This is a genomic window from Burkholderia sp. Ac-20365, assembly GCF_017104715.1.
GTDB lineage: Bacteria > Pseudomonadota > Gammaproteobacteria > Burkholderiales > Burkholderiaceae > Paraburkholderia.
In genome coordinates, this window is sequence record NZ_JAAGPI010000003.1 from 269,266 (window position 1) to 290,528 (window position 21,263).

14 protein-coding genes and 4 pseudogenes are annotated in these 21,263 nt (G+C 61.8%); 3 read left to right on the forward strand and 15 right to left on the reverse strand.

What is annotated here, in order from left to right:
* Window positions 1-65 precede the first annotated feature (65 nt).
* From G3O01_RS07695 to G3O01_RS07755, 13 genes and pseudogenes are all read right to left on the reverse strand, one after another.
* Window positions 66-514 (reverse strand): annotated as a pseudogene (locus tag G3O01_RS07695) (AAA family ATPase); the annotation flags it as partial.
* Between the two features lie 683 nt (window positions 515-1,197).
* Window positions 1,198-2,064, reverse strand: a complete 867-nt coding sequence (locus G3O01_RS07700; RefSeq protein ID WP_205803924.1) for an isocitrate lyase/phosphoenolpyruvate mutase family protein — start codon at window positions 2,062-2,064, stop codon at window positions 1,198-1,200.
* Between the two features lie 69 nt (window positions 2,065-2,133).
* Window positions 2,134-2,751: an isochorismatase family cysteine hydrolase gene (locus G3O01_RS07705; protein WP_205804099.1), complete on the reverse strand. Its 618-nt coding sequence runs from the start codon at window positions 2,749-2,751 to the stop codon at window positions 2,134-2,136.
* Window positions 2,752-2,763: 12 nt separating this feature from the next.
* Window positions 2,764-4,836, reverse strand: coding sequence for a hydantoinase/oxoprolinase family protein (locus tag G3O01_RS07710; RefSeq protein WP_205803925.1), 2,073 nt, complete (start codon window positions 4,834-4,836; stop codon window positions 2,764-2,766).
* Window positions 4,833-6,501: pseudogene (locus tag G3O01_RS07715) on the reverse strand (hydantoinase B/oxoprolinase family protein). Before G3O01_RS07715 ends, G3O01_RS07710 begins: the two are co-directional and overlap by 4 nt.
* A complete protein-coding gene (locus tag G3O01_RS07720) occupies window positions 6,495-7,022 on the reverse strand; it encodes a 3-isopropylmalate dehydratase (protein WP_205803926.1) in 528 nt (175 codons plus the stop codon). The pseudogene G3O01_RS07715 and the gene G3O01_RS07720 overlap by 7 nt, the downstream one beginning before the upstream one ends.
* Window positions 7,019-8,287 carry a 3-isopropylmalate dehydratase large subunit gene (locus G3O01_RS07725; protein WP_205803927.1) on the reverse strand — a complete coding sequence of 423 codons (1,269 nt, stop codon included), beginning with the start codon at window positions 8,285-8,287 and terminating at the stop codon, window positions 7,019-7,021. The genes G3O01_RS07720 and G3O01_RS07725 overlap by 4 nt, the downstream gene beginning before the upstream one ends.
* A 3-nt stretch (window positions 8,288-8,290) precedes the next feature.
* A complete protein-coding gene (locus G3O01_RS07730; protein WP_205803928.1) occupies window positions 8,291-9,001 on the reverse strand; it encodes an ABC transporter ATP-binding protein in 711 nt (236 codons plus the stop codon).
* Window positions 8,998-9,753, reverse strand: a complete 756-nt coding sequence (locus G3O01_RS07735) for an ABC transporter ATP-binding protein (RefSeq protein WP_205803929.1) — start codon at window positions 9,751-9,753, stop codon at window positions 8,998-9,000. Before G3O01_RS07735 ends, G3O01_RS07730 begins: the two co-directional genes overlap by 4 nt.
* Window positions 9,746-10,744 (reverse strand): branched-chain amino acid ABC transporter permease, encoded by a 999-nt coding sequence (locus G3O01_RS07740; RefSeq protein ID WP_205803930.1) that lies wholly within the window; start codon window positions 10,742-10,744, stop codon window positions 9,746-9,748. The genes G3O01_RS07735 and G3O01_RS07740 overlap by 8 nt, the downstream gene beginning before the upstream one ends.
* A 3-nt stretch (window positions 10,745-10,747) precedes the next feature.
* Window positions 10,748-11,618, reverse strand: a pseudogene (locus tag G3O01_RS07745) (branched-chain amino acid ABC transporter permease).
* An 8-nt stretch (window positions 11,619-11,626) separates the two neighbouring features.
* Complete coding sequence (locus G3O01_RS07750; RefSeq protein ID WP_205803931.1) at window positions 11,627-12,832, reverse strand: ABC transporter substrate-binding protein; 1,206 nt, start codon at window positions 12,830-12,832, stop codon at window positions 11,627-11,629.
* A gap of 20 nt (window positions 12,833-12,852) precedes the next feature.
* Window positions 12,853-13,659 carry a GntR family transcriptional regulator gene (locus tag G3O01_RS07755; RefSeq protein ID WP_205803932.1) on the reverse strand — a complete coding sequence of 269 codons (807 nt, stop codon included), beginning with the start codon at window positions 13,657-13,659 and terminating at the stop codon, window positions 12,853-12,855.
* 598 nt (window positions 13,660-14,257) lie between these two features.
* On the opposite strand from G3O01_RS07755, the gene G3O01_RS07760 reads away from it, so the two are divergent.
* Window positions 14,258-15,448: a porin gene (locus tag G3O01_RS07760; protein WP_205803933.1), complete on the forward strand. Its 1,191-nt coding sequence runs from the start codon at window positions 14,258-14,260 to the stop codon at window positions 15,446-15,448.
* Window positions 15,449-16,065: 617 nt separating this feature from the next.
* Here G3O01_RS07760 and G3O01_RS07765 read toward each other — a convergent pair.
* Window positions 16,066-17,092: pseudogene (locus G3O01_RS07765) on the reverse strand (IS110 family transposase).
* A 424-nt stretch (window positions 17,093-17,516) separates the two neighbouring features.
* On the opposite strand from G3O01_RS07765, the gene G3O01_RS07770 reads away from it, so the two are divergent.
* Window positions 17,517-19,196 carry a site-specific integrase gene (locus G3O01_RS07770; RefSeq protein WP_205803934.1) on the forward strand — a complete coding sequence of 560 codons (1,680 nt, stop codon included), beginning with the start codon at window positions 17,517-17,519 and terminating at the stop codon, window positions 19,194-19,196.
* A 174-nt stretch (window positions 19,197-19,370) separates the two neighbouring features.
* Entirely contained in the window at window positions 19,371-19,637 is a 267-nt protein-coding gene (locus G3O01_RS07775; RefSeq protein ID WP_205803935.1) for a DUF1488 family protein, read from the forward strand.
* Window positions 19,638-20,281: 644 nt separating this feature from the next.
* Here G3O01_RS07775 and G3O01_RS07780 read toward each other — a convergent pair.
* Complete coding sequence (locus G3O01_RS07780; protein WP_205803936.1) at window positions 20,282-20,920, reverse strand: hypothetical protein; 639 nt, start codon at window positions 20,918-20,920, stop codon at window positions 20,282-20,284.
* Between the last annotated feature and the right edge of the window lie 343 nt (window positions 20,921-21,263).

The following is a 21,263-nucleotide window of genomic DNA, read 5'->3' on the forward strand; positions in this document are numbered from 1 at the left end:
GACTTCACGCGTGCATGAAGTCTGTGAGCTTCTCGCCTGCGTGCAGTTACGATCGATCCCCTCGGCCACTCGTATTCGTTTTCGTTATAGCGTTGGGCTTCATCGCAAAAGAGCAGAACCGTCCCGCTGCCAGCCCGCGCAGCCGCTTCGCGGCGCGGAGCGACAGCCGCATACGTTTCGCGGGGTTGGTGCCCGCATTCGGTTCATGATCGCCGACCGCTTCGAGCAGGTTTGAAAAGAACGGACCTTCCGCGTGCCTCGGCTTGTGCTCGCACTGGGCGTGATAACTCGTCACTTTCGGATGTTCTTTGGCAAGCAGAAGGCGCACGTATTCTATCGAACGCGTCTTGCCGATTCTCGGAGCGCCGTAAATGAGTGTGCCCGTCACACGGTAGCGAAGGCAGCTCAGGACGAGTTCGTAGAATGATTCGATGGCCGGTGTGGCAATCCGGTAGTTGCCGGTGACGAGCGGGTGTACCGATGGATCGACCGGACGCGAGACCTGAAGCGACATGGCTTTCTCCCTATGAGTACCACTCATCAGAATTGCCTGTTAGAAGACCTGCCCTGTCCCGATTCCATGCTTGCGCGGACGAACCGATTCAACGGGTGCTGGATCGGCAAGCGCGCCAGTCACCTCCGCTCCTTCCGGTAACGGCGTTGCTGGAACTGCCTCTGGCCCCAGCGGGCCTGTCGGTGTTTTGGTCGTTGGCGCGCTTGCGAGGAGGCGAAGTGTCCGCGCTGCATCGGAGGTCGCCCTGCGTGACCTGCTTGCTGCTTCGACCTCGGTCTGGACGTAGGCGTCAATGGAATTTTCAGCTGGCAAATATCCTCGGCCCCGGCTGCTTCTCGCCTTCAGGATTTCCCTGCGTAACGCCTGGTTGTGCGGCATCACACGACAGGTACCCTGTGCGTCAAGGAAGCCGAGCTCACTGCCATCGGCGAGGAAAGCACGCACGCAGCGCAGATCGTCAGCGTTGATGTAGACTTAAAGTGACTGGCCAATCAGCGGGGCGCTGCTGGCAAGGACCGCGCAGGTATAGCGCACACCGAACAGGTTGACGTGAGGACGCACGCCGAGCGCCAGGTAGCCGCGCACACGGCAGTGCCGCGCGGACTGCATCAGACATAACGTACGTCGACGCACTTCCGGCAACCAGGCCAGCAACTGCCCCCCCGCGCAGCCGACAAACACCATTAGCTGTACAAATCCGATTCCGCCATCAACGCCCGCGTCCCTATCACCTCGTTGATTCCGTCGAAATCGAGCATGCGATCTTTCCACGGAAAAGTCGTTCCGTGCTCGCGCAGACTGGCGTAGTAACCCTGCAACGTGTGCGCGAGCGCGCGCGCCGTGCCTCCGGGGAAAATAACGATGCGGAATCCCAGTTGCGTCAGCGCCTGCGCGCTCTGCACGGGCGTCTTGCCTCCCTCGACCATATTCGCGAGCAACGGAACACGTCCTGCAAAGCGATCGCAGGCGGCTTTCATCTGCTCGACCGAGCGCAGCGCCTCGATGAACAACGCATCGGCACCGGCTTCCAGATAGTGCTCGGCGCGATCGAGCGCCGCGTCCAGTCCCTCGACGGCCACTGCATCGGTGCGCGCCAGGATCATCGTGTCGCGGTTCGATCTCGCATCGACAGCAGCGCGTAACTTGCCGCACATCTCCGCGGCCGGGATCAGCGACTTCCCGTCCAGATGCCCGCAGCGTTTCGGGAACGTCTGATCTTCAAGCTGGATCATGGCCGCACCCGCGCGCTCGAAACCACGCACCGTGCGCTTGACGTTCAACGCGTTACCAAAGCCGGTATCGGCATCGACGATCAATGGAACATCGACACGCTCGGTAATCCGCGCAAGCGTATCTTCGACTTCGGTCGAGGTCGTCAGGCCTACATCCGAGCGGCCAAGCCGCGTGTAAGCGATCGATGCGCCAGACAGATACAGCGCCTTGAAGCCAGCCTGTGCGGCGATCAACGCTGTCAACGCATCGAAGACGCCAGGTGCAAGGACCGAACCTTGCTGAAGGATGGTTGCCAGTCCGTTTGATTGTGTCGCCATTGTCTCTGCTCCTTTTCCGGTCGGGTGACGCCGCCGCTATCCATAGCGACGAACCCGCCTCATTTTTAGTTACGCGCCAAGACGGGCCTGGAAAGCCTCACAGGTCGTCACCTCGCCGACCGTGCAAAGATCGGCAAGCGCCGCATCGTGCGCCGCTTGCATCGACGCCGCACAGCCGTCGGCCAGCACGAGCACGCGATAGTCGCGCATATGCGCATCACGCGCGGTGCTGGCCACGCCGCCGTTGGTCACGATGCCGCAGATCGCCACGGTCTCGATGCCCGCGCGACGCAACACCCAGTCGAGCTGCGTGTTGAAGAACGCGGAATAGGCAACCTTCCACACCGACACATCGACCAGATCGTGGAGTGCGGCAACGGTCGCGTGACCGTTCGACCCGGCGACGAAGTCACCTCGCCGCAGGAATGGGCGCAGTTGCCTGAGATGCGGCGAGATCATGGGCTCACCCTGGGCGTCGGGCCATAACGTGAACTGACTCGCCGCGACAAAGCCACCTCGCTGCTTGAGCACGCGAGCGACAGGCGCCACGCGCAGCGGCAACGCGCGCGCCGCGTCCGACGCCGCGCCGCCGCGATCATAGGCGCCGCCTTCGCTCACAAAATCGTTTTGCAGATCGACGATGATGAGCGCTGTCTGTCGTGGATCGAGTTGCGTGCCGGAAGTCATCATGCGTAGCCCTCAGGTCGTGCGGCGTGTGATCAGCAGGTTGCCCAATGTGTCGACCCGACCGCTGAAACCCGGTTCGAGCCAGATCGTTGTGTCGGCCTGTTCGAGGATCGCCGGACCGTCCACCGTTGCGCCCACCGGCAAGTCGAGGCGTGCATGGCGCACGGCGTCCCACCACCGGCCGTCATGGAACACTGCCTGCGTGCCGGGCGAGGCCGGCATCGTCGTGGCCTTCGGTGCCAGCACGGCCAGATCGAACTTGGGCCGCACCCCGATGCGCGCATAGCGCAGGTTCATGATGCGCACGGCAATGCCGTCGAGCGCGCGCCCGAACGCCGTGCGGTACGCGGCTTCGAACGCAGCGCCGATCGCCACACGATCGAGCGCGTCGCGTTGCACTTCGACGCGAACCGTATGGCTCTGGCCGACGTACAGCATGTCCAGCTCGACGCTCTCACGTACCGCTTCGAAGGCGACGCCCACCGAATCGAGCCGCTGCTGGCACGCGTCGGCCATGGCCGCGACGCGGGCGCGCAGATCGTCGACATCGAGTTCGGCCAGCCCCTTGTTCAGCGTCTGCACGGCGTCGTGGCGCATGTCGGCGATCACGCAGCCGATCGCCGAGGTCACGCCCGGAAAACGTGGCACGATGCCCGTCGTGGTGCCGACCTCGCGCATCATCGCGCACACGTGGAGCGCGCCGCCGCCGCCGAACGGCATGTAGGCGAACTCACGCGGGTCATGGCCCCGCTCGATCGACACCAGACGGATCGCACCCGCCATCTTCGCGTTTGCCACTGTCAGGATCGCTTCGGCTGCGGCATATGCATCGAGTCCGAGCGGCGCGGCGACGTGCATGTCGATCGCCTCGCGCGACTTGCCAGCGTCCATCCGCGACAGCAGCCCGCCGCCCAGCGGACGATCCGCCGCGATCCGGCCGAGCAGCACATTGGCATCGGTGACGGTCGGACGCATGTTGCCGCGTCCGTAGCACGCGGGGCCCGGCACGCTGCCCGCCGACTCGGGGCCGACCTGCAGCAGGCCACCCGCATCGACCGATGCAATCGAGCCGCCGCCCGCGCCAATCGTCTCGATCTGGATCATCGGCGCACGCACTACCATGCCGAAATCAATCGAGGTCTGCGCGGACAACGACGCTTCGCCGCTCGCAACCAGCGACACATCGAACGACGTGCCGCCCATGTCGCCCGTCACCAGATTCGGAAAGCCCGCTGCACGTCCGATCGCGGCGCACGCAATCACACCCGCGGCCGGACCGGACAACGCCGTGCGCACGGGCACATCGCACGCGGTCTGGCGCGACATGATCCCGCCGTTGCTCTGCACCACGAGCAACTCACCGCCGAATCCATGCGCTTTCAGATCGCTCTCGAGACGCGTCAGATAGCTGCCCACGACGGGCTGCAGCGACGCGTTCAACGTGGCCGTCGAGCATCGTTCGAACTCGCGGATTTCAGGCAACACTTCGGTTGCTGCCGTGACGTGCGCATTGGGCCAGATCGCGCGCACGGCTGCTACCGCTTGCGCTTCATTGACGGAGTTGGCATAGGCATTGACGAAGAACACGCACACAGCCTCGCAGCCCTGTTCGAGCAACGCGCGCGCGGCGGCCTTGACCTGGGCAATATCGACGGGTGTATGCAACGTGCCGTCGGCCAGCACGCGCTCGCTCACTTCGAGTCGCAGATTACGCGGCACGACGGGCTCGAACGTGCCACGCAAGCCCCATGTACGCGGCCGGTCGCGGCGGCGCATTTCGAGCACGTCGCGAAAGCCTTCCGTCGTGATGATGCCGGTGCGGGCCACCTTTCGTTCGAGCAACGCATTGGTGCCCACCGTCGTGCCATGCACGACCGTCGCGATCGCACGCGCGCCGCCCTGTCCTTCGCGTTCGCCACCGATGCGCTCGATACCGTTCATGAAACCGCGTGCTTCCTCGCCGCGTGTCGACGGCACCTTGACCACCCGCGCGGTGCCAGCGGCTTCGTCGAGGACGAACAGGTCGGTGAACGTGCCACCCACGTCGACGCCGACGACGAGAGAACCGTGTGCCACATCCTTCATGCTTGTTGCTCCTTCAGACCCACCGTGACATAACCCATCGCGCGGTCGTGCTCGCGCGCCGCATCCGATCGTTCCGACGGCACGCCGTAGCCGCCCCCGCCGGGCGTTTCCAGCCGCACGCGTTCACCGCGCTTCAGGCGGATGCCGAGCATCTTCGACGCCATCGGCGGCGTGTGCCATTTGCCCTCCTGCTGATAGCGGAACACGTTGCGGACCGACGCCGCGCCGCCCGCGATGCCTTGCGGCGCGGAGCGTCCGCGCTCGCCGAAAATGAACGCTTCCGCTTCGTCTTCGAGCAGTTCGATTTCATAGATCGCACCCAGCCCGCCACGATAGGTGCCGTCGCCGCCCGAGTCAGGACGCAACGCCCATTGCGTGAAGCGCACGGGATAGGCAGCTTCGAGAATTTCCAACGGCGGGATCGTCGCCGTCGAAATCGGCGCGTTGCCGTGGCTCAGGCCGTCGCCTTGCGAATGTCCGCCGTGACCGCCGCCGAAGAAACTGAACATCACCCAGCGCTGGCCTTTGCGTGCGCCGCCGCTGCGGTGACCGGCTATCGACAGCGCGTTGATCGTGCCGTAAGCCTGTGCCATCGCGAGTTCCGGCGCGGCCTGAGCCATTGCGCAAAAAATCACGTCGATCATGCGCAGGATGGTTTCCGTGTAGCCGCCAACGGGACGCGGCCGGTCGGCGGAAATCACGAGCCCGTCCGGCAACACGAACGACACGGCATCGAGCACGCCCGCATTCGCGGGCACGTCGGGGAACAGATGCTTGAGCGCGACATAGCAGGCGGCGATCGCCGTGGCGCGCGAAATGTTCACAGGCCCGGCGCAAGCGGGCGACGTGCCGGTGAAATCGAGTGTCAGCGTGTCGCCTGCCACGCGCATGCACAAGGCGATCTTCAGCGGCTCGTCGCGCACGCCGTCGTTGTCCAGCATATCGTCGAATGTGTAGTCGCCATCGGGCAGCGCTGCCACGTGCGAGCGCATCAGCTTGACGGCCCGTTCGCGCAACAGCGCGAGCGATTCGAGCACCACGTTGTCACCGTAGTCGCCGAGCAGATCGTTCAGGCGGTGCGCGCCGAGTTCGAGCGCGGCAAGCTGGCCGTTCAGGTCGCCCCACAGGCTATCGGGCAAGCGCGTGTTCGCCTTGAGAATGGCGAGCACGTCGGCATCGAGTTCGCCGCGACGCACGATCCGCACAGGCGGAATCTGCACGGCTTCCTGCCAGCACTCCGTGGCGGCGGGGTTGTAATTGCCCGGCACCGCGCCGCCGACGTCGTGCCAGTGCGCCGCCGACGCGAGAAAGCAGAACAGCTTGCCGTCGCGAAACACGGGACGCACCAGCTTGAAGTCGTTCGCGTGCGTGCCGCCTTCATACGGATCGTTGAAGAGCCACGTCGCCGTCGACCATGCCGCCACGCTCGCTTGCCGCGCGGATGGCCGCCTTCACCGCGAACGCCATCGCGCCGACGAACACGGGCAGACCCGACTTGCCCTGCACCAGCGTCGCACCCGACACGGCGTCGTAGATACCGTGGCAGGCGTCGTGTGCTTCCGCGATGATCGGATTGAACGCGCTGCGGTACAGCGTCGCGTCCATTTCATCGGCGATCTGTTCCAGCCGGCCCTTGAGGACCGCCAGCGTGACCGGGTCTAGCATGAGATGACTCCGTTGGATGTGGGGTAGCGCTGCTTGAGCAGGTTGAGCAGACCGCCTGCGTCGACCATGTCGAGCAGAAATGCAGGGACGGGATCGCACGAAAGTTCGCGCCCGTCGGCTAAGCGGATGCCGCCGCCGTGGGGGTCGATTGCAATGCGCTCGCCCTCTTCGATCGTTTCGGCGTCGGCGCATGTCAGCAGCAACAGGCCGACGTTGAATGCGTTGCGAAAGTACAGCCCATTGAATGCCGGCGCGATGACTGCCTGCACGCCCAGACGTACCAGCGCAGCCGCCGCCTGTTCGCGCGATGAGCCGATGCCGAAGTTCGGCCCGGCCACGAGCACGTCGCCCGGTTGGACTCCCGGCGCAAAGTCGGGGCGCTCGTTTTGCAGACAATGGCGAGCGATTTCGTCGATGCCGAACTTCATATACGCGCCGGGCGCGAGCGAATCGGTATTGATATCCGCGCCGACCCGCCAGACGCGATGCGTATCAGCGGACGCCATGTGGCACGCCGTCATGCGAGCACCTCGCGAGGATCGGTGATGCGTCCACGTAACGCCGACGCCGCAACCGTATAGGGTGAACCCAGATAGACCTGCGCGGTCTCGGCGCCCATGCGGCCTTTGAAGTTGCGCGCGGTGCTCGACACAACCGTGCTGCCTTCGGGAATCGAGCCGCCATAACCGGCACACGCGCCGCACGTCGTCGCGAGCACCTGCGCGCCAGCTGCTTCCAGCACATCCATCACACCTTCGCTTGCTGCTTGCGACTGGTCACGGATACTGGCCGGTGCGACGACGAGTTGCACGCCGTCGGCTACCCGGCGGCCGCGCAAGATGCTGGCTGCCGCGCGCAGGTCTTCGAGTTTCGCGCCCGTGCACGCGCCGATATAGGCGACCTGCACCGCGACATCGCCGAACGCGCTGACGTCACGCGTATTCGCCGGACTGTGCGGCGCGGCCACTTGTGGCGCAAGTTGAGCGGCGTCGAAGTCATGCACCTCGACACGAGCTTGCGGATCGCTTTGCCAGCGCGCTGCATCGATTTCATCTTGCACGCCCACGGCGCGAAGATAGTCGACCGTAGTCGAATCCGGCGCAATCAGGCCGACCTGCGACCCCAGTTCCGCGCTCATGTTCGACAGCGTCATGCGTTCCTGCATCGACAGCGCGCTCACGGCCTCGCCGCAAAATTCGATGGCCTGATAGCGGCCGCCATTCATGCCGAAGCGGCCAATCATATGCAGCATCATGTCTTTCGCCGTCACGCCATATGCAAGACGATGACGCCAGTTCATCTGCAAGGTCTCCGGCACCTTGACCCAGATCTGCCCGGATACCGCGACGCCAAGCATCTCCGTACTGCCGATGCCGAACATGTAGGTGCCGAACGCGCCGCCTGTCGGCGAGTGCGAGTCGCCGCCCACGCAGAACATGCCCGGTCGCAGGTGCCCACGTTCGGGCAGTACGACGTGGCAAATGCCGACACTGTCGTAGACGTTCGGCAACTGCTGCGCGCTCGCCCATTGACGCGCGATGCGCACGATCCGGCGCGATTCGTCGTCGGCCTCCGGCACATAGTGGTCGATCACGAGCGCAATCTTCGATTTGTCCCACAGCGATGCGCCGAGTTGTTCGAGCATCGGCTGCAAGCGGCGCGGGCCGCTCGAGTCATGAAACATCGCGAGATCGACGTTACACGTGACGATTTCCCCGACTTCGACTTCAGGCCGCCCGCAGGCCGCCGCAATCAGCTTTTGCGCAAGCGTTTGTGCTGCTGCCATCGACTACATCCCCAAATAGGCGCGACGCAATTCGTCGCTGGCCATCAAATCCGCACAGGTGCCGGAGTACTGGACCAGCCCGTTCTCCAGCACGTAGCCGCGCTGCCCCGCTTCGAGCGACTGGGCAACGTTCTGTTCGACCAGCAGGATCGCGAGTCCGTCGCTACGCAGCCGCGCAATCAGCGCAAACATTTCTTCGACCATCAGCGGCGACAATCCCAGCGACGGTTCGTCCAGAATCAGCAAACGCGGCTCGGCCATCAAGCCGCGACCGATCGCGAGCATCTGCTGCTCGCCGCCCGACATCGTGCCCGCCGGCTGATCGAGCCGTTCGCCAAGACGCGGGAAAATCTCCAGCATCCGCGCGAGATTACGGCGGCGGTTCGGCTTGCCGCGCGTGTAGGCGCCAAGCTCGAGGTTTTCGAGCACGCTCAGGTTCGGAAAAATTCGCCGCCCTTCCGGCACCTGGATCAGACCGGCTCCGACCACTGCGCGGTAGTGCCGCCCCGTGAGGTCGTGACCGTCGAAACGCACGGCGCCTTGCCATACAGGATTAATGCCGCACACCGTGTTGTTCAGCGTGGTCTTGCCGACACCGTTACTGCCGAGCAGCACGACAATCTCGCCTTCGTCGACACGCATGTCCACGCCGCGCAGCACTTCGGTGCGCCCATAGCCGGTGCGAAGCCCGCTCACTTCAAGCAATGCGCTCACCGAAGTTCTCCTTCACGTGCCAGCCGTTTGGCCGTGCCGTGACCGAGATAGGCTTCGATCACCGCCGGGTCCGATGTCACTTCACGTGGCGTGCCGCCTGCGATCAAGCGGCCTTGCGCCAGCACCCATACGTGTTCAGCGAGACTCATCACCGCGCGCATCACGTGCTCGATCATTAGCACCGTCACGCCGCTGTCGACGAGACCGCGAATAACCGGGATCATTTCGTCGATCTCGCTTGGGTTCAGCCCTGCGAGCACTTCATCGAGCAACAGCAAACGAGGCTTCGTCGCAAGCGCTCGCGCCAGTTCGAGACGCTTGCGGCCACCCACGGTCAGGTCAGCCGCGGGTTTATCGAGGTTGGCATGCAGGTTCACCCGTTCGGCGACTTCTTCTGCAGCGGCCAGCGCGGCCCGCCGCCCAGGTTGATGCAGGTGTGCGCCAACCGCAATGTTCTCACGCACAGTCTGTGCGCCGAACGGCTGCACGATCTGGAACGTGCGCGTCAAGCCGAGCCTGGCCGACTGATGCGGCGCCATCCCCGTAATGTCGCGCCCGAGATACTGCACGCGCCCCGCGCCAGGACGAAGAAACCCCGATAGCAATGCGAACAGCGTCGTCTTGCCGGCACCGTTCGGACCGACGAGTGCCGTCAGCGTGTTGGGCATGACATCGAGACTGACGTCCTGCACCGCCTTCAGGCCACCGAATGTGACGGACAGGCCACGAGCCTGCAAAAGCGCATCAGACACGGGCTTCCTCCTTGCGCTCGCGGGCGCGATCCAGTTTCGCCGGCCGGCCCATCATGCGACGCGCCGACATGCCCGCCCCCGTCAGGCCGCGCGGCGAAAACATGACGATCACCACCAGCACCACGCCATAGATCACCATGCTGATACCCGGCAATTCGCCGAACAGGTTGCGCGTCGATTCACCGAGGACATAAAGAAGCGCTGCGCCGACTACCGGTCCCCATAACGTGCCGACTCCGCCGACAATCACGCCCACCAGCGCTTCGATCGAGATCGCCGGACCAAACGCGATACCTGCATCGATGTACTGGAACATCTGCACATAGCACGCGCCCGCCGCACCCATGAACGCCGCCGACAACGCAACCGCGCCCAGCTTCACGCGCACGGGATCTACGCCGATCGCCCGCGCGGCGCTTTCGTTGTCACGCACTGCCTGCAGGTATGCGCCGAAACGTGAATGACGCAACCATGTGGTGACCAGCAACGCAGCCAGCACGAATGCCAGCAGCAGATACACATAGCCGCGCCTGGACCCAAACTGGAGATTCGCCGCGCTTGCATGCAACGGCACCATCAGACCCACGCCGCCGCCCGTGAACGACACCGACACCGCAAGAATGCGCGCCACTTCGGCAAAGGCCAGCGTCACCAGCGCGAAGTAGGAACCCTTGAGTCCGCCGCGAAACGCGAGCGCGCCCACCACCAGCCCGGCAAATGCGCCGAATGCGATTGCAACCGGCAACGCAAGCCACGGATTCCAGCCCCAGCTCAATTGCGCAATGGCCTGCGTGTACGCACCGACGCCGAAGAACAATGCATGTCCAAACGACAATTGCCCGCCATAGCCGCCGAGAATGTTCCATGATTGCGATAGCAACACCGCATAGAGCGACATCATCAGAAACGTGAGCAGCACGCCGGATTGCAGCACGCTCGCGGCCACGGCGAGCAGCACACCGAAGATCAGGATCGAACGAACGTCGCGCATCAGTCAGGCCCTCGCACCGAAAAGCCCTTGAGGGCGCACCAGCAGCACAAAAATGAAGATCGCGAAGATGCCCATCTGGCCAAGTGAATCACCAAACCACAAACCCCCGAGTGACTCGACCACGCCGATGAGCAGGCCACCGACCAACGCGCCCGCAAAGCTGCCCATGCCGCCCAGCACCACGATCGTGAACGCGATCAGCACGAAGCCGCTTCCCACCTGGGGATTGACGTAGTACGTCGGCAACAGGAAACAGGCCGCCGCGCCGAGACATGCCATGCCGATGCCAAAGGACAGCGCGTAGACCTTGTCGACATCGATACCCATCAGCTTCGCGCCGTGCTTCTCGCGTGAAACCGCGCGTATCGCGCGGCCCAGATCGGTCATGCGGATGATCAGGAACAACACCGCCGCGACGACCAGCGCCCCGAAAAAGGCGATGACCTTGGGCAAGGCGATCATGGCCGGGCCGATTTCGACCGTCGACAGCGTGTACGCTGTTTCGATGTTGCGCGTATCGGAATGGAACCAGACGAGCGCGAGGTTTTCGAGCACGATGGACAGACCGAGCGTAACCAGCAGAATGTTTTCGTCCTTGCCGTTGCTCGCGCGGTTGATCACGAATCGCTGCAGCAGGTAGCCAAACGCGAACATGCCGAGCGTCACGATGGGCAACGCCACGTACGGGTCGATGCCCAGCCGCTCCTTCAGCAGAAAGACCGCATAGAGCGCGATCATCAGCGCCGCGCCGTGCGCGAAGTTGATGATACAGCACGCCATAGATCAGCGAGAGGCCAAGCGCAATGAGTGCATACACGGCACCCGTGGTCAGTCCGTTGAGCAGCGCCGACAAAAGGATGACGGGATCGAACATGCGCCGCCTCAGCTCTTGAGCGGAAATTGCGGCGCGACTTCGCGATACGGGGGCGGCAGCACGACCTTGATATCGCCACCGAGTACCTGTGTCAGCAGCGGCTGCGCGCCCGTGTTCTGACCGTTGACGAAATGCGTCGGTCCATACGGCATCATGTGATCTTTAAACGTGCTCGCTGCAAGCGCCGCGTTGATTGCCGCGCGATCGGCCGATCTGGCGCGCTCGAGCGCATCGGCAAGCAGCATCGTCGCGGTGTACGTCATGAACACTTCATACGAAAAATACGCGCCCTTTGCCTCGACCCGCTTGCGCAATGGTCCGACGCGCGCATCCTTCGGATTGAACCAGTGGTTGCAATCGATGATGCCGTCGGCAATATCCGGAAACTCCTTCAGGAACTTGTAGCTCGACGCCGCGCCGCCCAGCACCGAATAGATTGCTTTCGGACGAACCCTCTGCTGCTTCATCGCGCGCAGCAGCAGCGCGTACTCGTTGTAGTAGTTTGCCGGGATGACGATATCCGGATTGACTGCACGCATGCGCAACACGATATTGTTGAAGTCGCGCGTCGGATTCGGATGCTTGATGACTTCCTTGATCTCGAAGCCGTACTTCGGCAGTTCGCTGCTCAGCAATGCAGCCGTACCCGTGCCGAACAGCGACTCTTCGTGCACGATCATCACCGTTTTGGCGGGCTTGCCGGCGTCGGTATTCAGTGCGTTGAGATTCTCCACCGCGCGCGCACTGCACATCCGGTAGCCGGGACCGAAGCGGAATGTATTGGTCAGGCCGCGCTCGACGATCTGATCCGCCACGCCCACGTCGACGACATGCGGCAAGCCGTATTTCGCAGCCGTTTGCGTCGTCGCGAGACAGATTGCCGATGCATAGGCACCGACAATCGCCGAGACGCCGGCCTCGTTCATTCTCTCGACTTCGGCCGCACCGGCTTCGGGACGCGACTGCGCATCGCCCAGTACCGGCTCGATCAGCGCGCCGCCCAGCGACTTGATTCCGCCCGCGTTGTTGATGTCCTCGATGGCCAGCAGCGCACCGAGACGACATTGCTGCCCCGAATATGCCACCGCGCCCGTGACAGGATGCAGCACACCGACCTTGATGCTCCTGGCGTTCGCCGCGCGCGCGACCCAAGGTGCGGCAACCAGTGCGGCTGCGGCGGTGGACTGACGCAGAAATATGCGACGCGAACTCATGCGAACTCCGTTGGATAGCGTTAGTTGAATGTGGCGGACAGTTCTTCGCTGACCCAGACCTTGGCGTCGATGTCGCCGATTCGCGAGAGCTGTAGTTGATATTGATAACGGTCGGGCCTGTACAGGCCTTGCAACAGTTGTACGGGTCGCTCGTCGGTGTCACGCACCAGGCGGGTGACCGCGAGCAGCGCCGAACCGACCGCGACATCCAGATGGCGTGCCACTACGGCATCGGCAAGGCACGCGGAAATGGTTTGTGTCGCGCCGCCGAGTTGCACGCCCGCTTCCTCGAGCAACATCAGCAAGGGCTTGCGCTTAAGGTCGCGGCTTTTGATTTCCGCCACGGCTTTCGGCACGTGCGTGGTGATGAACGAGACAGGGCCCGCCGACGTGCTGCGCACCCGCACGCTCTTATAGACGGCGTCGCCCACAGCCAGGTGCAGCGCTTCGGCGACTGCTTCCGAGGCGAGCACCACCGTACTGTCGAGCACTTCGACCGTGGTCCGAAGGCCCATATTGACGATGTTTTCCAGCAGGCCGGTCAGATGCGCTTTCTGGCGCGAAACCGGCGCAGCTTTCGAATCACCCTGCTTTTTTCCTGCGGCAACGCGCAGCGGCCACGTACCTATGCCGGGTCGCCGCGTTACCAACCCATCCGCGACGAGCATCTCCATTGCCTTGCGTATCGTGATGCGTGCGACTGAAAACTGTTCGGCGAGAAGGTGTTCGCCGGGCATGCCTTCGTCGTCGAAGCGGCCTTCCTGAAGTTGCTCGCGCAACACCAGGTAGATCTGGTGATATTTCGGCAGTGGCAGCGTCGTTTCCATGGAGGTCACTCTAGAAGTGTCGTAATGTCAGGTCAATAGAACAAACTGGAAAATAAAGATTGTTCTACTTCGTACGCGCCTATGAAGGCCAAACTCCTCGTAAGAGGTTCGCAAGCTTTGCTTCCGTCGCCGGATCTTCTCCGGGGCGAATCAAATACATGCACGCAACGGGTTGCATAGCCGGTACCGTATAACCAGTGGAACAAGCACCGTACCAGCTTGTTCCATCGGGAAAACACCGAAAAATCCGGGCGCCGCAGACGACTCAACATTCTGCGCGGCAATAGGACATTTTGCGCATCAAATGTTCCATTGACAAGACAAAATAGGCCGCTTAATTTTCGTCGCAAATAAGAGCCGCTGCGATTCTGATTGCTACCCGTCGACTACGATGCGCGCCAGTCGTGCCATCGGAACGCGCATGCACGCGCTATTGATAGCCCCCGACAGTCAAGCGATCACACCGGTATTGCATCAATCTAGTTTGCTTAGGATGCCTGCTTTGCAGTTAGCCTCGCGGCCGGCGAATCATGACCGTGAAACTTGCTCTTGGTTTCGCACTAAGGGACCCATGTCAACAAATAATTCTGGAAACAGGATGAAAAAGTCAATTTGTATCGCCGGAGTCATCGGAGCACTCGGATCGTATTGCGCAGTCGCGCAGGCGCAGAGCAGTGTCACCCTTTACGGTATTGTCGATGAAGGCCTGACGTTCAACAACAACTCCCATGGTTCACACCAGTACAGCCTCGTGAGCGGTGAAATTCAGGCGAGCCGGTGGGGTTTGAAAGGCGTTGAAGATCTTGGCAGCGGCATGAAGGCGCTTTTCGTCCTCGAAGGCGGCATGGATCTCAGCAGCGGGAAGCTCGGCCAGGGCGGGCTGCTCTTCGGGCGCCAGCTGTACATCGGCCTGGGCACACCGTATGGCACGGTGACACTTGGCCGTCAGTACGATTCCGTGGTCGACTATGTCGGTCTGTTCGAAGTCGGCGATCAATGGGGCGGCTTCTACACCGCGCATCCGGGCGACCTCGACAATATCAACAACTCGAATCGCGTCAACAACGCGATCAAGTACACGAGCAGTAACTATGGCGGCTTCACGTTCGGCGGCGTGTATAGCCTCGGCGGTGTAGCGGGAAATATCAGCCAGAATCAGATCTGGTCGCTTGGTGGCTCGTACTACAACGGCCCGCTCGGACTCGGCGTCGGCTACCTGAACATCCGGAATCCGAACACCTCGTTCTACGGCACCAGCGCACTTGCGAATACGACGGGCTCCGCGCCGCTCGCGTCGCTGAATAACATCGCGTCGCCGGTGTTTTCCGGCTTTGCCAATGCGCGGACCCAGGAGGTATACGCGGCGGGCGGCGCGTATACCTATGGTGCTGCTACGTTTGGCGGTACCTATTCGAATACGCGTTTCGACGATCTCAACGGCGGCGGATCAGGTCCGAATCCATTCGGCAATCGCGGTACCGCGATGTTCAACAACGTCGAAGTCAACGTCAAGTATCAGATAACGCCTGCATTCCTCGTCGGCGTGGCCTATGACTACACGAAAGGCAGTTCTGTAAGCGGCCGGGACGGCGCAACCTATCATCAGGCGCAGGCAGGTGCGGACTACTTCCTCTCGAAGCGCACGGATGTGTACTTCGTCGGGATCTATCAGAAAGCATCCGGTACGGATTCGACTGGCAGCAGCGCGGTGGCTGCGATTAACGGCGTCACGCCATCGAATGACAACCATCAGCTTGTACTGCGAGTGGGGATGCGTCACAAGTTCTGATGTGAAGCGGCGACGTATGTCGCCGCGTTGAGAAGCACTGACCGATGATGGGACACGCTTCCATCCGGTAGAAGGCAATTGGCCATCCGTCTTAAAAAAAATGCTTGCTTCCCTGTCCGGGGTAATCGAATGAAACGGACTTCCCCTCCTGCTGGCGTTGACGAAGCCTAAACTTTCCATCATGGCGCTTTGATGCCGACTCGCGGCTTCCGCCGCAGCCTCGGGACGGGGAAGTCCCTTTCATTCGAATACCCCCGTGAGCACACGTTCGCTCACTAAAGCAAAGTTGTGCCTATCGTGGTGCGTCGTGAAATTCCCCGCTCAGGCACACTGGCAAAGGATCCGGTGGCAATTTCCATTGCAAGTAAATCTTTGGTCCGCCCCAGTTTTGCAACCCCTGAAGCTTGATGCAGTGTTGGCTTGCTCGAATCTATCCGGCGTCGAAGTGGGGACAACTTCCCCGCGCCACGATGAAGTTCGCGCCTGCGGCCCCCACAAAGTTGAGCGGCTTCGGGAGCCTCTTTACTTGCCGGGGTGTTCCGCAGGCCGGTATGCCGTTCACGTCATCAGGTTTCAGTCGTCGCAAAAGCAGAGAGGTTGATTGAGGCTGTGCGTGTTCAAGCCGGCGCTTTAGCAAGCCCCGGATCAAAGGTTGTGTGGCGGGTAATAATCGCCCAGGCAGTGCGCGCCAGCTTGTTGGCCAGTGCGCACGCCACGACGTTGGAATGGCGCCGTGTCAGAAGCGCGCGAGTCCAGTCTGCCAGCCGCCCGGATCGCTTCTCCAGACATCGCATGTAGGCCCTTGCACATTGAACGAGCAGGCTTCGAATGTTCTTGTCGCCGCGTCGACTGATTCCGAGCAGGTTCGGTCTTCCGCCCGTACTGTACTGACGGGGAACGAGGCCGAGCGAAGCCGCGAAATCGCGGCTGCATCTGAACTGCTTGCCATCGCCCATTTCGGAAGCGAGCACGCTTGCCGTGATCGGGCCGATGCCCGGGATGCTCATCAGCGCTTGTGCGTTGTCATCGTCCGCGAGCTGCCGTGCAAGTTCGCGATCGATCTCGCCGATCTGCTGCTGCAGGTATTGGTAGTGCGTGTGTAGCCGCTCGAGGATCGCGACCAGCCGGGGTGGCAAAGAATGGAAGCTCAGAACCTCCGGCAGCCGCACAATTCCGGTTTTGCCGACTGGCAGGCTGACACCGAATTCCAGCAGGAAGCCATGCATCTGGTTGATCGTTCTCGTTCGGTCTTTGACCATCGTCTCACGTACCCGGTGTAGCACTCACAACGTTTGCTGGGACTCGGTCTTCGGCGTAACAAAGCGCATGGCTGGACGCGATGCAGCTTCGCAGATCGCTTCGGCATCGACAAAATCGTTCTTGTTCGATTTGACGAACGGCCGCACAAACTGCGGAGAAATCAGCCTGACGTCGTGGCCGAACGCAGCCAGCCTGCGTGCCATAAAATGGCAACCGGCACATGCCTCCATGACGACGGTGCAGGTGCGCGTAGGTGGCGGAGAATTCGATCAGTTGCTTGCGTCCGAGCTTCCTCCGGAACACAGCCTTGCCCTTGCTGTCCTGGCCGTGAACGTGAAAGCTGTGCTTGCCAAGGTCGATACCAACCAGCGTCGCATGATCCATGATTGTCTCCCGTTACGAGTAGGCGCCCCTAGCGTAACCCGCCTGGTGAGGCGGCGCGGACCATGTCATTAGTTGTGTCTATCGAGGCCTGGCCCTGCAAGTAAAGTTGTGTCGCGATGCACACTTCGAAAGGATTTCGCAACAAAATAGACAGCAGAACGATTGCGAAGCGATCACGACGTGCAAATCAGACGCCAACCTTCTCCCAATCGGGAGAAAACGTCGTATGCAATGGAAGGTCGCCGGGATAGACACAACTTTACTTGCAATCTAGACACAACTTTACTTGCGTGAGCGCGGTTCTATATCTACTTCCTGAAAAACCAAACCGCGCTATTGCGATAAGTTTTCTTATCATAACGCATCGATTTATGCGTTAAACTTGGCAGATTCAAAAAATAGCTGAAACCAGATTTCTGTTGATATGGCCCTAATAAATCCGATGCCGGCCGGGTTTCCGGATGCCAGCGAACTCGCCGCGCTGCGCGCCTGGTACGCGGGCCTGCCCGTGCGGCAGGCCGTCGCGCACTATCTGCCCGCCTCGCTCGGCGGCGGCAAATCGGCGCGCGGCGTGATCGGCCAGCTCCGTCGCAGGCTCATTGCGCTCGCCCGCGCCGCCCATCGCGACGATCTTGCGGAACTGCTAGACCATCCCGTCACCGCGCGCGAGCAGCACGCGAAGGCCGTGGGTCACGCCATCGACGTGCTGCGCACCGCGCGCCCATCGCAACCGCAGATCGCCGACGACATCGCGCAATGGTTCGCACCGCGTGCCGTACGGGTACTTAACGCCCACGGCATCACGACGCTCGCCGATCTGACCGTGCGCATTCCGCGCCGGCGCCAGTGGTGGAAAGCCGTCCCTGGACTCGGCGTGGCCAGCGCACGGGCCATTGAAGTGTTCTTCGCCGCGTGGCCTGCCCTCACGGAGAAAGCGCGCGCGCTGGTGGTCACCCGCCAGCGCAACGACATCGTGCCGTGGGAAGCGATCCGCCTGCCGCACGAGGTCGACGGATCAACCGGCACGTTCCGCGCCCCGCCCGCCACCTGCACGCTCGATGCAACCAACGACTATCAGGCGGTCCAGACGTGGCTCGCGCTGCACGAATCCCCCGCCACCCAGCGCACCTACCGCAAGGAAGCCGAGCGCCTGATCCTGTGGGCGATCGTCGAACGTGGCCGCGCGCTGTCGTCGCTGACCACCGAAGACGCGATCGCCTATCGCGCCTTCCTGCGGCAGCCCTCGCCCCGCGCCCGCTGGGTGGGTCCCGTGCGCGCCCGCACCTCACCCGACTGGCGCCCCTTCAATGGTAGTCTCTCCACGCGCTCGGTGGCCCATGCGCTGTCGATCCTTGGCGCGCTGTTCCGCTGGCTCGTCGAGCAGCGCTACGTGCTGGCCAACCCGTTTGCGGGCGTCAAGGTTCGCGGCAGCAGTCCGACCGCGCTCGATGCCTCGCGCGCCTTCACGGACGGCGAGTGGGCGCTGGTGCGCACGATTGCCGACGGGCTCGAGTGGTCGTACGGCTGGAGCGCACCCGCCGCGCAGCGGCTGCGTTTCCTGCTCGATTTCGGCTATGCGACCGGGCTGCGGGCCAGTGAGCTGGTTGGCGCCACGCTCGGGCAGGCGGAAACGGATGCGCGCAGCGAGCACTGGCTACGGGTCACGGGCAAAGGCAAAAAGCTCGCACGCGTCGCGCTGCCGCCGCTCGCCTGGGATGCACTCGCGCGCTATCTGGCCGAACGCGAATTGCCCGTCGTGCCTGTACGCTGGCATCCGGCAACCCCTATCCTCGGTAGCCTGGAAACGGACAGCGGCGCAGCCATCAGCAGTGCGCGGCTGTGGGTCGTGATGAGGCGGTTTTTTGTGCTGGCAGCGAAATCGATCGAAGCCGATCACGCGCCCCTAGCGGACAAGCTCCGGCGCGCGAGTCCGCACTGGATGCGGCACACGCACGCCACGCACGCGCTGGGCAATGGCGCCGAGCTCACTGCGGTGCGGGACAATCTTCGGCACGCGTCGGTGTCCACCACGTCGATCTACCTGCACAGCGATGAGGTCAAACGGGCTCGCCAGTTCGCAGAAGCCTTCGCCATTCGAAAATGAAGTTGCGGTGTGCGCAAACCGGGTACATGTGTGGCCGGCTAACGGTGAGCTTCTTCGGGATCATCGAAGGCGAAGCGTCACATACCAGGCAGCGAACGGGTATCCCGATATTCACGCCGCATTCTCTATGCAACAATCATTCACCCGCTTCTCTTGCCTTCCCTGCTGATTCTTATGGACACCCTTGAAGTCGCCCCTCAGGTGCTCGCCGGTCGCGGCGTCTCATTCAGTCTTCCTGGTCCCCAGGGGATCGTCGAATGCGTGGTGACGATCAGGGCGCTGCAGGACTGCTTCTGGCTTGAACCGCACGCGGATGACATCCGGATCCTGCGGGCCTTCCGCGATGGTTATGGCCGGATCCGCGCGATCGCCGAACGCAAGGTGCTCGCTCATCCAGCCACGCACCTTGAACTGACGGCCGCCGATTTCGCGCGGCCGTGAACGCGTAGCCATATCGATAGTTTTCGACGACGAGGCCGGAGCAGAAATGCTGTGCTATCTCGTGGTCGGCGAACTTGTGGCCATGGCACGCACCGGTGACTGACTCAGGACGGATCATGTGGTCGAACTCTCGCTCGTCTGGATGCGCGCCAACGGTGCGCATCCAGAATGGGGGACAGAGTAAGCGTCGTCCGCATGGCGGTCGACCTGGCACCTGACGTCCTCGTGACCTTGGGACGCAGCACTGAGAAGGCAGTGGCGTCACTTTTTACTTGAGGTGGGTGTCTCGATTATCGCGTGCCCCTCGTCGGCAAAATCCATGACCAATGTGCTGCAAGGCTACAGCGCGAATAGGCATGCTTCGCAAGTACTGCAGGTGTGTTGGTCCGGCCACCTGGGCGTTGTCTCACAAGGCATCGCCTCGTCCTAAAGGCCCCTTTCCTGCAAGCAGGTTTCTTGGCGAAGCTGGATCTGTTATTTGATAGCCAGACAGATAGTTGCGCAATCTCGTCGAGCGAAGCTGAGTCTGCCGTGGCAGTCACGATATGCTTCGCGCCGGATCTTCCGCTATGTCTCTAGTCTGTACAGTCTCTGAAAGAACTTGCTGAATCCCGAAAACCGTCTCGTATTTAAATCATTCAAAGCTACGTAGGCAAGTCCGGCCTACGCGTGAGGCCCCTCTCCGCATCGGATGTTGCCTGTCGTCTCTGTTCAACTTGCCTCTGAACGAACGATCCGATAAATGCACCCAAAGTGAGCTTTGCAAGATCGAGAAAGCTCTCAGCGCGAGCGATAGGGAGTAAAGACATAAACGAGAAAATCAATGTCAGCGCGACTGTCGTTAAAGGCAAGCCAGTAATACCAAGTTTTGTGAAAGTACCCGACATGCCCGTGAGACTTCGCAGTCTAACGTACTGGTCAATTGGTTCAGGCTTCCCATCTTTTACCGCCTGTTCAACTAGCTCCAAGTCTTCGTAGGGGATAGTTCGCGCATCCGCCATATGTACGGTTATCAGCAAACCTTTCCCAAGACTGGCCGCGACGACTGCGATTATGAGCAAACTGATAGTCCCGGACTCGTGCTGCAAAAGATCGAGCATGTCCTCATACCGCTTGGAACCTGTCGTACCAAGGGATTCGTGAAGCTTTAGCCAAGCAATTACGCCAAAGCACAAAACCGAAGCAATGATCAACAAATAGCCGCAAGTAGCAAGAAGGCGGTCGCCATAACTATGGCCCGCCGTCCCTCCTTTCGAATACGAAGGGTCGTCGTTAGGTTGCATTTCCACGCTTCCTCCCTGCCTGCGGCAGTTAGCGTCCTTCACTTAGGCTATGACGCGGCAAACGTGTCAAGTCAGCAGCCTTATCAGCATGCAACTTTTCCTTTTTAAGTCTTAACGTTTACGGTTGATTTGTATGTTCGATAACGAACGGAACAGTTGGGCATTAACAGTGGCGCGTCGCAAGTGGGCCGGCGGCTGACCTGTGCGAGCGGACATACGGATGCCTAGATGCCCTCAATCGCGAATGTCGCCCCATAGCCGAGAGCATCAGTTCAACGAAGGTGACCTTCAGCTGCCGTTGAAATCTTCAACGGCAGCGTTCGGGCAGTTCCTGTGAACGAGT